This is a genomic window from Bacillus sp. (in: firmicutes) (assembly GCF_031983925.1).
In the GTDB taxonomy this organism is placed as follows: Bacteria; Bacillota; Bacilli; order Bacillales; family Bacillaceae_G; genus Bacillus_A; species Bacillus_A pacificus.
On sequence record NZ_DALYZR010000001.1, the window covers coordinates 983,633 to 998,235 of the forward strand.

Consider the following 14,603-nt stretch of genomic DNA (forward strand, 5'->3'; position numbering starts at 1 on the left):
AAAGAGATTATTCTACTAGGTCGTTATGAAATGACTTCATAGGATAATCTCTTTTGTTCGTTTAGCTTTGTAAAGAATGTACTGTTCTTTTTAGTTGTTCAATAAATTCTCGAGTTGTAGCACACATATATTTATCTTTTCTATAAATTAGTCCTATTTCAATTGTTGGAGTAGGGTTTTCTATTTTAATAGCTTGAATGTTTTTATTTTGTAAAAAGTCTATATATGGTTTGGGTAAAACTGTAATTCCCATTCCTTTGGAAACCATTTGGATTAAAGATTCCATCGTGCTAATTTCTAAAATTGGTCTTGGTTTAAAGTTGAATTTTTGACAGTGAGATGTAATTAGTTTGGTTAAAAAGAAATTTTTAGGTAAAAGAATGAAAGGGTAGTTCTGTAATTCAGCAATAGATACATAATTATGTTCAGCTAATTGATGACCAGTTGGTACGACTAATATAAGTTCACTTTTGTAGAGAGGGGTAGAAATAATTTCTTTATCTTGCACCGGGAGAAATGTAATTCCAATATCCAGTTCGTTTTGTAATAATTTTTCACGAATATCTCCAGTACGAAGCCCTAATACAGAAAGTTCTATATTGGGATATAAATTATTAAAATTTAAAATAGCCGTCGGTAGTAAATAATTTACGACGGTTAACAAAGCACCTATTGTTAAAGAACCTTGCTGTAATCCGTTTAGGTCTTGAATAGCTGAACGAGCTTGTTCGACTTCATGAAAAATGTTTTTACTATGTAATAATAAAATCTTCCCTGCTTCAGTTAAAGATATTTTTTTACCAATTCGATCGAAAAGTGGCATTCCTACTTCATGCTCTAATGCGCGTATTTGTTGACTTAGTGAAGGCTGTGAAATATTTAATTTCTCAGCTGCTTTTGTGAAATGTAATTCTTTTGAAACAGCTAAAAAGTATTCAAGTTGTCGTAATTCGATTGGAATCACCTCAAGTATAATAATAGGTTATACCTATCATTATTATATAAATAATTGAATTGAACAATGATTTTAGAGATTTTATAATCATCTTTATCCTTTTCGGCAAGAAAACTCCATCTGATTTGTGTTACGGGTGAAACCCAACAATTCAGGTGGAGATGAATTGCCGTCAGAAGGTAGGCTGAACTCTGTTGTTTCGCTCATAGTAATTTTCCCAGTGCTAATGTTTTTTTCGTTTTACGATATAATCTGCGTAGATAAGGAGGGAATGGATTGTAAGATAACGAAATTAAATAATGATTATCATTATCATTTAGCTGCTTGAGTCAAAAGGAATTACGATGAAGAACATGTTTGCATGTTGTTTCATTTCGTTCCCAATATTGATTTATCAAAAGTAATGAACTCTCTAAGAAAGGTGGTGAAAACAATGGCTAGAAAGAAAGCAATGAAAGTATTACGGAAACAAAAGAAAAGAGAAAACATGCAACGATTCACGCAGAAACAGAATATTGGACGGGCTTGCTTGACTGCAAAAGAATTTCGTTTACTTCAGCGCATGTCGCATAGTTCAAAAGCGTTGCGAAATGTTGGCTTGTACACGATGAAACAAAGTTACTTGAATCATAACAGGATGGCTACTGTCAAAGAAGTGGACACTGCCATGCAAAATGATATGAACTACTCGGGCATTCAATCAAACTCTGTTCAAGCGATTCGTAGATCCTTATTTACAGAAGTGAAGAGCTTTTTTAAGGCATTGGAACAGTGGAAGAAAAATCCCGAGAAGTTCACAGGTCGTCCGAAGTTTCCGAATTATTCTCGTTCCACTGACAAGCGAATCATTGAAATCTATCAAGTGCCAAAAGTGGATGAGAACGGGTATTGGATCATTCCAATGAATGTTGCATTCAGAAAAAAATTCGGTTCCATTCAAATACGTATGCCAAAAAACTTAAGAAATAAAAAAATCTCCTACATTGAGATTGTACCGAAGCAAAAAGGTCGGTTCTTTGAGGTGCATTATACATATGAAATGCACGTTTCTCAAATGAAGAAACCATCCACGACTACGAGTAACGCTTTGAGTTGCGATTTAGGTGTAGACAGATTAGTAAGTTGCGTAACCCATACAGGTGATGCCTTCTTAATTGATGGAAAAAAACTAAAATCCATAAATCAATACTTCAACAAAATGATATGTAACCTCCAACAGAAAAATATGGACAATGGAATTTCAAAACGTATTGTAACGAATAAAATGGCTGCACTTTGGCATAAACGAGAAAGACAAATAAACGGTTACATTGCACAAACGGTAGGCCTATTGTTCAAAAAAGTGAAAGAATTCGATATAGATACGATTGTTATAGGGTATAACGCTGGTTGGAAACAAAACTCTCATATGGGGAAAAAGAATAATCAAAAGTTTGTGCAAATCCCATTTCAAAAATTGATGGCAGCAATTGAGAATAAATGTATAAAAGAAGGCATCCGCTTTTTTAAACAAGAAGAAAGCTATACTTCAAAAGCTAGTTTTCTTGATAAAGATCCGGTTCCAGTTTGGTCTAAGAATGATAGGACGCAGTATCGCTTTAGCGGCAAACGAATTACGCGTGGTCTGTATCAAAGTAAAGCAGGAACATGTATCCATGCTGATATTAATGGTGCGATGAATATATTGAAAAAATCAGGAGTTGTAGAATTGGATGACAATCTGAAAGTGAAAACGCCGATTCTATTAGAAGTGCAAAAACGTAAGGCTATTGCTTCGCGCATAGCTTAGTGGGTGCGTCAACCATCCATGTGTACGCGACTCGTCGGGGCTTGTAGCACACGCCGAAGTCATCTGAGTGGTGGCTTCTTCCATAGGGAAGAACTGCTCTTTTTCGAAAGGGTGGTGCAAGTGGGAAAACAATCATTCGTTGTCAGTACCAACCAAAAACAGACTTGAGGTGTTACCGTAGGGTAGCATGAATGCTAGAGCGTCAAACTGTCTAGCGATAGAAGAAAAGACCTAGCGTTCGAACTCAAGCTCCCACTGAAATGCTTTATCTCAGTGGGGGTAGTTGACATAACAGAGAGGGTTGTAAAAATTAACCGAGAGAAAATACATGTAACACCTTTAAAGGAGGAAATAGAATGGCTAATGAATTTCAATTATTATCTTTAAATATAGGATTACCAAAAGAGGTTACATACGGCGGAAAAGTAATTCATACAGGCATAAATAAGAAACAAGTAAAGGAACCAGTATATTTATCTTTTGTAAAATTTAATGGGGATGGACAAGCTGACTTAGTTCATCATGGAGGAGTAGATAAAGCAGTTTGTGTTTATACTGGTGATCACTATCCATACTGGGAAAAAGAGTTGAATCAAAATCTTGTATATGGGGCTTTCGGAGAAAATATAACAGTTAGTGGTATGCGCGAAGAGGATGTTTGTATTGGTGATACGTTTGAGCTCGGACAGGCAATCGTGCAGGTAACACAACCAAGGCAACCTTGTTTTAAATTAGCAAAAAAATATAACATTCCAAAGTTACCACTATATTTTCAAGAAACAGGATATACAGGATTTTATTTTCGTGTATTAAAAGAAGGATGGGTATCATCAGTCGATACTTTAAAAAGACTACAGTCTGATCCAAAAGGTGTTTCAATAGCGTTTGCTAACTGTATCATGCACAAGGAAAAACAAAATATTGAAGGGGTAAAAAGAATATTAGAAGTAAATGCGCTTTCAAGTAGTTGGAGAAAGTCTTTTGAAAAGCGTATAAGTGGAGAAGAAATTAATACGAAGGAAAGACTTGAAGGGAAAAAATAATAAAAAATATTTTTTTATAAATGGTGTATTTCTATGAGTAAAAACGAAGTAGAAAGCACTATTTTTATATAATAAACTCATTAATATTCAAAAATCCTAATATTTTTTTATTCGACTTATTTTCGAATAGTCAAAACATAAAATTAATTAGACTCTTTTTTTGTATTTTATGATAGTATATTGATTGGTAAGACCTATTACTTTAAGGACAGGTTCTACAACTATATCTAATTGGATGGAATTAACGTATGGAGGGACAACATGGGGAATGTTGAAAATTTTGAAAAACTTCTTTTAGAAGAACCGAAAAGAGAGCAGTTATTTCCTTTATTTGAAGAAGTGTTTGGAATTACAATTCAAACATTGAATGATTTCTCAGAGAGAGGTTATTGGGATGATACATACAAAGCTTTATCCTTTTTACATGACGATAAAGCGGTTGCAAATGTTGCGGCATTCTCGCTACCATTGCTAGTAAATGGTGAAAGAATAAATGCAGCGGGCATTCAATCGGTAATGACACACCCTAATTTTCGTGGACAAGGACTCATGACGCAATTAATGAGTAAAATGATAGAAGAAATCGATAAAACATGTGAATGTGCATTATTGTTTACGGAAAAACCTGAACTATATGCATCATTTGGTTTTAAAGTTGTGCAGGAATATTTAATGACTATTCCATATGATAAAAAGAATAATAATGATTTCTCACTTAGAGAGCTAGATTATTATATGGAAGAGGATAGAAAGCTAATACATGAGACTATAGATAGTAGCCAAAGACTTTCAAATAATTTTTCAACATTAAACTTCCGCCCTTCGTTTTATTTGAATATGTATGATTCGGAATGGAGTGGAAAATTGTATTATTCAGAGAAGCTAGATGCTCTAATTGTGTATGAAGTAGATAATGAAAAGTTGAAATTATATGGAGTGTTTGCACCAGTAATTCCAGTTTTAGATGAAATATGTGGGGAGATCGCTGAAAGATTTACAGAAATCGAATTTTACTTCTCTCCAGATCAATTAGGGGTTGAGGATGTACAGTTTACAGAATTACAATCAAGTAAGTATTTAATGGTTCGAAGTAATAGAGAGTTGGATTTGAAAGGTTATAAATTCCCAGTATTAGTAGAATTTTAAATGTGCATATAGATGCTTTATTATGGAGGAACTATGAAAATATCACATATACCAGAACATATTGAGCAACTTACTATAATGAATGTACCTGAGTATTATAAGCTTAATAACAATCATGCGCTTATTGTCCGCTCGAAAGCCGAAACAGATTTTTGGCTTAAAACCCATTATGGATTCGAAGTAATGAATGGTCATGTATTTTATACAGAGACGATGACAGACTTTCAAGCTGAAGTTCAATTGCGTATGAATCCAAATTCAAAATTCGATCAAGCTGGTCTTTTTGTTATGGTTTCGGAAAAGTGTTGGTTGAAAACTTCATTAGAATATATTCCAGATGGTCCATCTCATTTAGGAGCTGTCGTAACGAATAATGGATATTCCGATTGGTCCACGCAAGACTTTCCGACAGAATTAGCTAACGAGCAACTTCGTTTTCGAATTGTTCGTAAACGTGGTGATTATACAATATATGTGAAGAAAATCCACCAATGGGAACAAATCAGAATCGCTCATTTGATGGAAGATATAGGGGATAAGCCTATTAAAATAGGTTTTTACACGTGTAGTCCTTCTAAAAATAATGGATTTGAGACTGAGTTTTTAGATTTTACAACTGAAAAAATATAGATGAAAAACCGTATTCTTTTCATTGAGAATGCGGTTTTTATATTTATATAATACAAAGCACATTTATTGACCGAAAAGTCATTAATGCTTATCATTTAATAATGTTAAATATTAATTTACATAATATAATAAAAGTAAGAAAGAAATTACAAACTATATCGCTTAAATAAGGGGGGATATGAATTATTCGTTGGTAATTTCATAGAAAAAGGAGATTATGTATGAAATCATTTCGCAAATTATTACAGTATTTAAAACCATACATGTTCTTCGCTATTATTGGACCGCTATTTATGGTACTTGAGGTTGCGATGGACTTAATTCAACCGACTATTATGCAACATATTATTGATGTTGGGATAGCAAATCGGGATATGAATTATGTAATAAAAATGGGACTTCTTATGATAGGAGCTGCAGCACTCGGTTTAGTTGGAGGACTTGGGTGTATGATGTATTCTACAAAAGCAGCTGTTAATTTCGCTACTGACATACGAAAAGATGTGTTTGCGAAAATAGAAACATTTTCTAGTGAAAATCGTGATTCGTTTGGAACGGGAAAGTTATTAACAATTGTTACAAATGATATTACTTCTATTCAATCGGCGATGACGATGACATTACGTGTTCTTGTTCGTGGTCCTTTGTTATTTATCGGAAGTATAATAATTGTTTTTATGACAGCGCGTGAGTTATTTCCTATATTACTCGTAGTCGTTCCAATTTTATTACTTGCGATTATATTCATTGCGAGTAAAGCAAGCGGGACGTTCAGAAAAGTGCAAGAAGCATTAGATAAAGTGAATACAAAGTTACAAGAAAATTTATCTGGAGTACGTGTGATTAAAGCGTATGTAAGACAAAAATATGAAATTAATCAGTTTGGAAATGTTAATACAAATTTAACGAAGATAAATATTCGAGCGGTGCAGCTTATTTCCTTAATGATGCCAATCATTATGTTAGTTGTAAGTGGCGGAATTGTCGCAACGTTATGGGTTGGTGGAGAGAAAGTATTTAATGGAACCCTTCAAGTAGGGGCTATATTAGCATTTATAAACTATTTGAATATTATTTTAATGTCACTTATGTCTATAAGTATGGTATTTATGCAAATCGCGCGAGCATTTCCGTCAGCGGATCGTGTACAGCAAGTTTTAAATACTGACGTTGATATTATGACCCCAAAAAATGCGCTTGCACCTAAGCAAATTGAGGGACAAATTGAATTTAAAAATGTTAGTTATAGTTACATGAAAAATAATGAATATGTTTTAAAAGATATTTCATTTCGCATAAGTAAAGGTGAAAAAATCGGGATTATTGGTTCTACAGGGAGTGGTAAATCTACTTTAGCAAAATTATTACCGCGCTTATACGATGTTGATCAAGGGGAAATATGCATTGATGGAATAAATGTTAAGGCGTATGATTTACAAAAACTTCGTGCGTCAATCGGGTTTGTACCTCAAAAGGCATTGTTGTTTTCTGGTAGCATAGAAGAGAATTTACGTTACGGTAAAGAAGATGCATCAAATGACGAATTGGAAGTAGCAGCTTCATCAGCTTGTGCGACTGAGTTTATTAACAAGCTGGAAGATTCATATCAATATCATTTAACACAAGGTGCGACGAATTTGTCAGGTGGCCAAAAACAACGTGTATCAATTGCAAGGGCGCTTGTGAGAAAGCCATCCATTCTTATATTAGATGATTCTACATCAGCAGTGGATGCAAAATCAGAATCTAACATTCAATCGGCATTAAGAACAGAATATAAAGGAACAACAACATTATTAATCGCTTCTAAAATCTCATCTATAATAGATGCGGATAAAATTCTCGTTTTAGATAATGGTGAATTAGTTGGTGATGGTACACATGAAGAATTGTTAGAACAATGTGAGGTATATAAAGAAATCTATCTTTCCCAAGGTGGTAATTTATATAAAAAAGGTGGGAAAGAACATGCGTAATTTTCAAGGACAATTTGCTAATAAAGGTGGGCGTAACGCACCAAAGATGGGGAAGGCTAAAAATACGAAAGGAACTGTGATGAGAGTATGGAACTATATGGGCTACCAAAAGGCTGCCCTTACGTTCGTTATATTCTTAGTGTTTGTTACGACGTTACTTGGGTTATTAGGTCCGTATTTAATGGGAGTAATTATCGATCAATATATTGTACCGAAAGATTTAAGCGGTACGGCGAGAATGTGTTTGGTACTTATCGCGATTTATGGTGTAACAGTATTATTAACTTGGTTACAAACATTTGTAATGGTTAATGTTGCATTAAAAACGATACAAAAAATACGACAAGATATTTTTGAGAAAATCCAAACGCTTTCTTTACGGTTCTTTGATGTACGTTCTCAAGGGGATTTAATGAGTCGTGTAACAAATGATATAGATAATTTGAATCAAGCGTTGACACAAAGTGTTGTACAAATTATTTCATCAGCGCTAACTTTTATAGGTGTGACGATTGCGATGTTCGCATTAGATTGGATTTTAGCGATTGTTACTTTAATTACAGTACCTATTATGTTTTTCGTTACAAAAAAACTAGTTACTTATAGTGGTAAAAACTTTGCAAAGCGTCAAAAAGATTTAGGAGAGTTAAATGGATTTATTGAGGAAGCTATAACAGGTGCGGATGTTACAACGTTATATGGGAAAGAAAAAGAAACCGTACAAAATTTCAATAAAATTAATGAACAGCTAAGAGTTTCTGCAACGAAGGCGGATACATTTTCAGCTTTTATTTTTCCGAGTATGAACTTTATTAACAACTTAGGTATGGGACTTGTAATTGGGACTGGGTCAGTAATGGTTTTAAATGGAATGACAACAGTAGGTGTCATTGCAGCATTTATTAATTATTCTCGTCAATTCTCAAGACCACTCAGTCAATTCGCAACTTTAATGAATACGATTCAAGCGGCAGTGGCTGGTGGGGAACGTGTCTTTGAAATTATGGATGAAGTACCGGAAATCAAAAATAAAAAAGATGCATTCGTTGTACAAAATTTACAAGGACATGTTGCACTCGAGAATGTTTCATTTGGGTATGAGGAAAATAAAACGATTTTAAAAGAAGTGAGTCTTAAAGCGCGGCCAGGGGAGACAATTGCTTTAGTAGGTCCAACTGGATCGGGCAAAACAACAATCATTAATTTGCTAACGCGCTTTTACGATATACAGCAAGGGCAAATTCATATTGATGGAAAAAACATAAAAGAATATGATATGAATTCGTTGCGAAGTAAAATAGGAGTAGTTTTACAAGATACGTATTTATTTGCTGGGACGATTATGGATAATATACGTTATGGTCGATTAGATGCTAGTGATGAAGAGGTAATCAATGCAGCTAAGGCAGCATCTGCACATTCTTTTATAAAACATTTACCGAATCAATATGAAACGAAAATTGCTTCAGAAGGATCGAATTTAAGTCAAGGACAAAAACAACTTCTTGCGATTGCACGGGCAATTTTAGCAGATGCAGATATATTAATTCTCGACGAAGCAACATCTAATATTGATACGAGAACAGAATTACAAATACAAGAAGGACTAAACAATTTAATGAGAGGTCGAACAAGTTTCGTAATCGCTCATCGACTGAAAACGATTGAAAAAGCAGATCAAATCCTTGTTATAAAAGATGGAAGTATTTTGGAAAAAGGGAACCATGAATCTCTCATGGAAGATAGAGGATTTTACTTTAATCTGTATACGAGTCAGTTTAAAATTTAATAAGAATTTTTGATAGGGTGCGGTTTCTCTGGAAAGGAGACACCGCATTTTTATATTTGTAAACATTACTATCTAAATATTCGTTCACTAAATGTTTTAACTGCGTCTTTCTTGCATACAAAGTAAAACATACAAATGGTAGCAACCTTAATGAGTATTTCACGTTCTATTTAAATGTTTTAATGATTTATTAAAAAAAGACACTGTTTCCAGTGTCCCAACTTACTACGAGAGTTTTATCCCGCATTAACAGGCAGTAAGACCCCCACCTCAAAATTCAGCGGAAGCAAAGAAGTTAGGTGGTGATGAACAAAACCCCCACTGATTAAAGTTTCACCTTGTGAGGAAACTTAAATAGGTGAATCTAAGTTTCTCTATAATATATGAAACTACAATTAGAAAATCATATATTTTTTAAAGAAGTTAATGGGTAATTGTACGTGCTAAAATCTTTATTAAAAATATCCTGTACTAATTGGATAGTTTCATAGTCATAAAAGCTATCGTATGTTGGGAGGCGTGGGAATAAAGGATCGGTAATATCAGCATCTGCAAAATTACCTCTAAAAATTGCCCTGTCTTTCTGATGATGCCATGATTTGGTTAGTATGTGTAAAGGAGAAGTTTTTAATTGATATGTTTGTTCTAAGTGCTCAATTTCAGTAGAGAAATTTTCAAGGTAGATATACTTTGTAACAAACTCTTCCTCACCTGGTTCATATTGCTGCATTAAATGTGGATCTACTTGTTCTAAATCTATCATTTGCTCTTTTAAGTAGTAGAGAAAGATTTTAAATGAAATAGGTTTATTACAAAATTCATTACCATAATAAAAATTCCGAATAGGATTCCATGCTGGGTTTTCTATGTAAGGGGGGGCAATTAGTGAAAAAAATGAACTTACAGCTCTTGTATAGGGGTTCCTCACTAATTTATAGGTATCTTTTCCGTTTGTATATAAAGCTGCAGCTAGTTCAATAAAGTAGTCCGAGGAGTTTTTGTATATTTCATTTTCATAATTATGGATGAAAGAATCGTATTTTATTGCTTCTTTAAATAAATTTATTTGATAAAAAAACCAATGTGCAAGAGAGGTACAGCCACTTTTTTGACTCCAAAATAAAATCAAAGGGAAGTTAGAATTAAAGAGGGGAACGCGTCCGTATTTAATAATATTTGAAAAAGACATTATTAGCCTCCATTCAGTTATGTCAAGTACTTTTAGCTTATGAATAAAAGACTTGACATATGAACAAGAAAAGAGAAGTAGAATAGATAATTTAAAATAATACAAATTTAAAAATAAAAGAGTCATTTGCAAAGAAAAAAAGAGCTTGCAAATGGATAAACTCTTAGAAAAAATAGATTTTATGAGCACTGAATTACCATATACCTTATGTTTTATTCTGCATGATCGTGAAAAAACATTGAATAAAAGGAGCATATATTTAAATGTGTTCCTTTAAAAGGTGGCAGCTCACAAGGCTTAATTTATAAGTTGAATACGTGTGCAGCCCGTATTTAAAAAGGACAGCTAACAAAAGCTAACTGATAAGCCTTCGGGTATGAAGGGGAAACAGAAACAATATATACATTATTAACGTGATATTGGCTTTTATTCGGAAGTAGAAGAAATAAATAAGTTTAGGCTGTTCCAACTTGACTTTGGTCGGCAACATCAGAATCAAATGTGTTGGTTGCACTAACACCGTTAAATGTATTAAGCACAAAAGCAACATTAGATGCACCCGAACCATTATAAGCTTTTGTATTTTCTTTTGGAGAAACATTATAAAAATCACCTAAGTTGAAAGAACCGTTACTATTTTGTGCAACCATATTTCCGACAATAGATGGCATAACTTTCACCTTCTTTCCTAGGAAGTACTTAACTTAGTATATGGTGTATGTGTCTAGTGGTTCATCTGAAACGGAGAATTTTGAAATGAAGTAAAAGTTCAATAAAGTAAATCCAACGGAGGGGAACCGTATCGTATGAATCAATTTTCATTTTTTGAGGATATCGATGAAAAGGAAATGCGAAGACTTGTGGTGAAGGAGCTAAAAAGCTACAAAGCATTGTGCGTCCGAATGAAAAATCAAGAAGATCAGGAAAATTAACGAAGAGAGTGTGTTTATAAGCTAGTACATTTATATATTGAAAAACTAGTTAAGCAAGGAGAAATAAAGGAAGTAAAAAGAAGCAGAAGAAAAAGATGATTCTAGAAAAAGCAACCAGTTGGGTGCTTTTTCTTTTACACAAAACAAACTCAATGAAAAAAACAGCGATGTATGAGATTTTTATACTAGTCAGTTTGAAATTTAATATAGTGCGGTTTCTCTAGAAAGGAGACACCGCACTATTATATTTGAAAAGATAATTAGAAATGTAGAGTTGAAACTTTTATATATATACGAATTGTTAGCAAAAACTAGCAGCTTCAGTGACAGATGGAAGAATTAATTTACGTGGAATTGTAATAATCTCAAGAGCCATCTGTGCTGAATAGATAAGTATTGGAGTTAATTCTAAAGTGTGAGTTAATAATAATATAAAGCTTGTTAGGATTGCGAAGCTCCCCCAAAAGAAACTTTTTGAAGTGTTACGGAAATCTTTTATTAAAGAAAAGAAAGAAAAAAATGCTGTAACAATGAGTATCAAAAATTTATATTTATCAGTCATTAAACTCCTCCTTGAGACCAGTAACTTATATTATAACGCATTTTTCTGTATTATAATAAAAAGATTTTGAAATGAGTAGTTTAAAGTCATAAATACTGCAACTTAAAGGGATGGCGGATTACCTTGATCGGAAAGGTTGGTGGTATGAAATTAAGTGAAATTCTAGTTTAGTAGAACAGAAATTTTTAAAAACGATAGGACATAAAAAGAGGATTACTTATTATGAGTATTCCTCTTTTTATAATGTTACCTCGTATAAATATGATTAGATATAGAAGATTTCTGTTTTAATACATAATAAGTAATACATGTAAGTCAGAGGTTCACCGGAAATTTCAAGTATATTTACAAAACATATATTTAAAAAGAAAAAAATGAGAATTTGAATTTAATTAATTACTATTGAAATAGCACTAAAAACTAATAAGACAGCCATAATGATATTAAATGATGTAGTATGTTTTAATAAAAATTTTTGGAACATAGAACCAAATAAGCTCCAACTGAATGTACTCATTAACCCGACTACACCTAGAAATAATGAGAAGAGTAGAAAACTTGAATATGAATTATAGTAAGGGAGAATAAAAGTTGACACTACAGTCAGCCCGAATAGTATCCCTTTAGGATTAACAAATTGAAGAAAAATCCCGACTGTAAATAAGTTTTTATTATGTTTTTCATCTGGATCTGCACTAGTTTTACTAGTGAGTATTTTAAAGGCTAAATATAGCATGTATGCTACACCTAAAATTTTTAAAGGGAATTCAATTATAGGTAGGATATTAATTAGTACAATATTAAAGAAGCTACATAATGAAGTGAGGATGAAAAAACCGAAAGCTACTCCAAAGCAAAATTGCATACTCTTTTTTAAACCATGTTGATTGGCGTATGTCATAGCTAAGAAATTGTTAGGACCGGGTGTGAAGCTACATATAATAACAAATAACAAAAAAGAAAATATAGGCATTTCAAAACCCCCTAATTATTTGGTGTATGTTATAATGACCGAAAATAACAATATAACGTGTGCTTTTTATTATACATAACGGTCGTTATATTGTATATAGTTTAGGAGTGTTTCTTATGGAAGAAATTCAACTTATTCTGGCAAAAAATTTAAAAACAATACGAGAGAAAGAAAAATTAAGTTTAGAAAAAGTTGCCCAATTAACAGGTGTGAGTAAAACAATGATTGGACAAATTGAACGTGGAGAGTCAAGTCCAACATTAACAACGATATGGAAAATAGCTAATGGGTTGAAAGTGTCTTTTACTTCTTTAATTAATAATCCCCAACCGGATACGAAAGTCGTTTTACGAAGTGATGTTCAAGCATTATTAGAAGACAATGGGAGATATAAAGTGTATCCATCTTTTCCTTTTCAAGATGATAGGAACTTTGAAATCTATACAGTTGAAATTGAAACTGAAGGAAAATTAAGTTCGGAAGGCCATAAAGAAGGGACCGAAGAATTTATAACGGTGTTTGAAGGGGAATTGACAATTGAAATAAATGATTGTCAATATAAATTAAATAGTGGGGATTCAATTCGCTTTAAGGCGGATAGATCACACTCTTATCATAATTTCGGAAGAACGCTAACTAGGTTAAGTATGACCATATATTATCCGATTATATAAAATTACTATTGCATGAAGAATATAAAGAAAAGTGCGTTGATAAACCATCTATAAAAGATGGTTTTATTTTTGAAATTCATAAAAAAGGACACTCGTTTGAGTGTCAACATAGTATTGCTCTCGCGTATAGGATTGGAGTTTGTTTCTCATATACGTATTGAGATGGTTCGCATTTGAGAAACTACTTTCACCTTTAATGTAACATTGGCAGAGAGCAGTGTAAATTGATAATGTATATACGGAAAATTTAGTATAGATACTTTGTACTATGAATATAGTACAAAGTGTTTCTTATTGCAAAATCACTGTCGTGAAGTTATTAATATATAAGCTTAAGGAATGATGTAATAGTTACTATTTTAGCATTTAAGAATGATTATTATAAAAAAGAACGAATCATTTTTTAATCGATTCGTATAATTGTTAAAGAGGCACCTGTTGAACCACCCTCAACTAAATTAACTATGGATAATACGCCGAATAGTTGAAGTGAAATTGTATTACCAGCAATTAAATTGATTATTAAATTATTATTATAATTTGAAGTTGATATTTCGGGTGAAAAGATAGATCCGGAAAGTGGAGTCGAAGAGTTTAATAGTAGCGATTTAGTATTTGGGAATGGAACTATCATTTTATTATATTAATACTACTAGTTATAGTAACGGTAAAAAGTTTACTTTGTGTAAAATCATTTGAGTATGAAAAAGTAGTTATGGAATTTTACTAAAATGATAGAGGTTTTATTTTGTTAATCAGTAAACAAAATGTGGAATGAGGTAGTAAATTGAACAGTAATGAAAAATTATCTTTGAATAAAGGGATGGTAAGACCAGAGAATATTGGACCTACTTTTCCGGTTCTTCCGCCAATTTATATTCCAACAGGAGCAACAGGAGCAACAGGAGCAACAGGAGCAACAGGAGCAACAGGAGCAACAGGAGC

General features: G+C 32.8%; 15 protein-coding genes and 1 pseudogene. 10 read left to right on the forward strand and 6 right to left on the reverse strand.

The genetic code is table 11. The features are described 5' to 3' along the window. Window positions 1–61: 61 nt before the first annotated feature. The gene (locus tag RTP99_RS05150) at window positions 62–964 is read right to left on the reverse strand and encodes a LysR family transcriptional regulator (protein ID WP_000612231.1); all 903 of its coding nucleotides are present in this window, start codon (window positions 962–964) and stop codon (window positions 62–64) included. Between the two features lie 424 nt (window positions 965–1,388). Here RTP99_RS05150 and RTP99_RS05155 point away from each other — a divergent pair, with 424 nt between their 5' ends. The 6 genes from RTP99_RS05155 (at window position 1,389) to RTP99_RS05180 (ending at window position 9,328) form a co-directional block, all read left to right on the forward strand. Next, window positions 1,389–2,744 carry an RNA-guided endonuclease TnpB family protein gene (locus tag RTP99_RS05155; RefSeq protein ID WP_000101432.1) on the forward strand — a complete coding sequence of 452 codons (1,356 nt, stop codon included), beginning with the start codon at window positions 1,389–1,391 and terminating at the stop codon, window positions 2,742–2,744. Window positions 2,745–3,100: 356 nt separating this feature from the next. Further along, window positions 3,101–3,787, forward strand: a complete 687-nt coding sequence (locus tag RTP99_RS05160; RefSeq protein ID WP_001262619.1) for an MOSC domain-containing protein — start codon at window positions 3,101–3,103, stop codon at window positions 3,785–3,787. Window positions 3,788–4,048: 261 nt separating this feature from the next. Further along, window positions 4,049–4,933: a GNAT family N-acetyltransferase gene (locus tag RTP99_RS05165; RefSeq protein WP_000528687.1), complete on the forward strand. Its 885-nt coding sequence runs from the start codon at window positions 4,049–4,051 to the stop codon at window positions 4,931–4,933. A gap of 33 nt (window positions 4,934–4,966) precedes the next feature. Then, the gene (locus RTP99_RS05170) at window positions 4,967–5,563 is read left to right on the forward strand and encodes a DUF1349 domain-containing protein (RefSeq protein ID WP_000703152.1); all 597 of its coding nucleotides are present in this window, start codon (window positions 4,967–4,969) and stop codon (window positions 5,561–5,563) included. 221 nt (window positions 5,564–5,784) lie between these two features. Then, a complete protein-coding gene (locus RTP99_RS05175; protein ID WP_000834808.1) occupies window positions 5,785–7,539 on the forward strand; it encodes an ABC transporter ATP-binding protein in 1,755 nt (584 codons plus the stop codon). Further along, window positions 7,532–9,328, forward strand: coding sequence for an ABC transporter ATP-binding protein (locus RTP99_RS05180; protein WP_001243533.1), 1,797 nt, complete (start codon window positions 7,532–7,534; stop codon window positions 9,326–9,328). Before RTP99_RS05175 ends, RTP99_RS05180 begins: the two co-directional genes overlap by 8 nt. Window positions 9,329–9,731: 403 nt before the next feature. Here the strand turns inward: RTP99_RS05180 and RTP99_RS05185 are convergent, their stop codons facing one another. Both RTP99_RS05185 and RTP99_RS05190 read right to left on the reverse strand, forming a co-directional pair. Continuing rightward, complete coding sequence (locus RTP99_RS05185; protein WP_046646977.1) at window positions 9,732–10,517, reverse strand: sulfotransferase family 2 domain-containing protein; 786 nt, start codon at window positions 10,515–10,517, stop codon at window positions 9,732–9,734. A gap of 455 nt (window positions 10,518–10,972) precedes the next feature. Further along, window positions 10,973–11,188, reverse strand: a complete 216-nt coding sequence (locus RTP99_RS05190) for a spore germination protein (protein ID WP_001139344.1) — start codon at window positions 11,186–11,188, stop codon at window positions 10,973–10,975. A 135-nt stretch (window positions 11,189–11,323) separates the two neighbouring features. Here RTP99_RS05190 and RTP99_RS05195 point away from each other — a divergent pair, with 135 nt between their 5' ends. Beyond that, a complete protein-coding gene (locus RTP99_RS05195; RefSeq protein WP_263329071.1) occupies window positions 11,324–11,449 on the forward strand; it encodes a hypothetical protein in 126 nt (41 codons plus the stop codon). Between the two features lie 301 nt (window positions 11,450–11,750). Here RTP99_RS05195 and RTP99_RS05200 read toward each other — a convergent pair whose 3' ends face one another. After that, window positions 11,751–12,011, reverse strand: coding sequence for a hypothetical protein (locus RTP99_RS05200; RefSeq protein ID WP_000130518.1), 261 nt, complete (start codon window positions 12,009–12,011; stop codon window positions 11,751–11,753). Window positions 12,012–12,106: 95 nt separating this feature from the next. On the opposite strand from RTP99_RS05200, the gene RTP99_RS27820 reads away from it, so the two are divergent. Next, window positions 12,107–12,169 carry an N-acetylmuramoyl-L-alanine amidase C-terminal domain-containing protein gene (locus RTP99_RS27820; RefSeq protein WP_139868110.1) on the forward strand — a complete coding sequence of 21 codons (63 nt, stop codon included), beginning with the start codon at window positions 12,107–12,109 and terminating at the stop codon, window positions 12,167–12,169. A gap of 230 nt (window positions 12,170–12,399) precedes the next feature. Here RTP99_RS27820 and RTP99_RS05205 read toward each other — a convergent pair whose 3' ends face one another. Further along, a complete protein-coding gene (locus RTP99_RS05205) occupies window positions 12,400–12,984 on the reverse strand; it encodes a LysE family transporter (protein WP_001121303.1) in 585 nt (194 codons plus the stop codon). A 59-nt stretch (window positions 12,985–13,043) separates the two neighbouring features. Between RTP99_RS05205 and RTP99_RS05210 the strand changes: the two genes are divergently transcribed. After that, the gene (locus RTP99_RS05210) at window positions 13,044–13,658 is read left to right on the forward strand and encodes a helix-turn-helix domain-containing protein (protein ID WP_116733353.1); all 615 of its coding nucleotides are present in this window, start codon (window positions 13,044–13,046) and stop codon (window positions 13,656–13,658) included. A gap of 403 nt (window positions 13,659–14,061) precedes the next feature. On the opposite strand, the pseudogene RTP99_RS05215 reads toward RTP99_RS05210, so the two are convergent. After that, window positions 14,062–14,262, reverse strand: a pseudogene (locus RTP99_RS05215) (BclA C-terminal domain-containing protein); the annotation flags it as partial. 183 nt (window positions 14,263–14,445) lie between these two features. Between RTP99_RS05215 and RTP99_RS05220 the strand changes: the two are divergent. Further along, the coding region (locus tag RTP99_RS05220; protein ID WP_192826846.1) for an exosporium leader peptide-containing protein at window positions 14,446–14,603 on the forward strand (158 nt) is incomplete at its 3' end.

What these genes read in the sequence shown, in the direction of transcription:
- RTP99_RS05155 (WP_000101432.1), top strand. Translation starts at nt 1,389, where the DNA reads ATGGCTAGAAAGAAAGCAATGAAAGTATTACGGAAACAAAAGAAAAGA.
- RTP99_RS05160 (WP_001262619.1), top strand. Translation starts at nt 3,101, where the DNA reads ATGGCTAATGAATTTCAATTATTATCTTTAAATATAGGATTACCAAAA.
- RTP99_RS05165 (WP_000528687.1), top strand. Translation starts at nt 4,049, where the DNA reads ATGGGGAATGTTGAAAATTTTGAAAAACTTCTTTTAGAAGAACCGAAA.
- RTP99_RS05170 (WP_000703152.1), top strand. Translation starts at nt 4,967, where the DNA reads ATGAAAATATCACATATACCAGAACATATTGAGCAACTTACTATAATG.
- RTP99_RS05175 (WP_000834808.1), top strand. Translation starts at nt 5,785, where the DNA reads ATGAAATCATTTCGCAAATTATTACAGTATTTAAAACCATACATGTTC.
- RTP99_RS05180 (WP_001243533.1), top strand. Translation starts at nt 7,532, where the DNA reads ATGCGTAATTTTCAAGGACAATTTGCTAATAAAGGTGGGCGTAACGCA.
- RTP99_RS05185 (WP_046646977.1), bottom strand. Translation starts at nt 10,517, where the DNA reads ATGTCTTTTTCAAATATTATTAAATACGGACGCGTTCCCCTCTTTAAT.
- RTP99_RS05190 (WP_001139344.1), bottom strand. Translation starts at nt 11,188, where the DNA reads ATGCCATCTATTGTCGGAAATATGGTTGCACAAAATAGTAACGGTTCT.
- RTP99_RS05195 (WP_263329071.1), top strand. Translation starts at nt 11,324, where the DNA reads ATGAATCAATTTTCATTTTTTGAGGATATCGATGAAAAGGAAATGCGA.
- RTP99_RS05200 (WP_000130518.1), bottom strand. Translation starts at nt 12,011, where the DNA reads ATGACTGATAAATATAAATTTTTGATACTCATTGTTACAGCATTTTTT.
- RTP99_RS05205 (WP_001121303.1), bottom strand. Translation starts at nt 12,984, where the DNA reads ATGCCTATATTTTCTTTTTTGTTATTTGTTATTATATGTAGCTTCACA.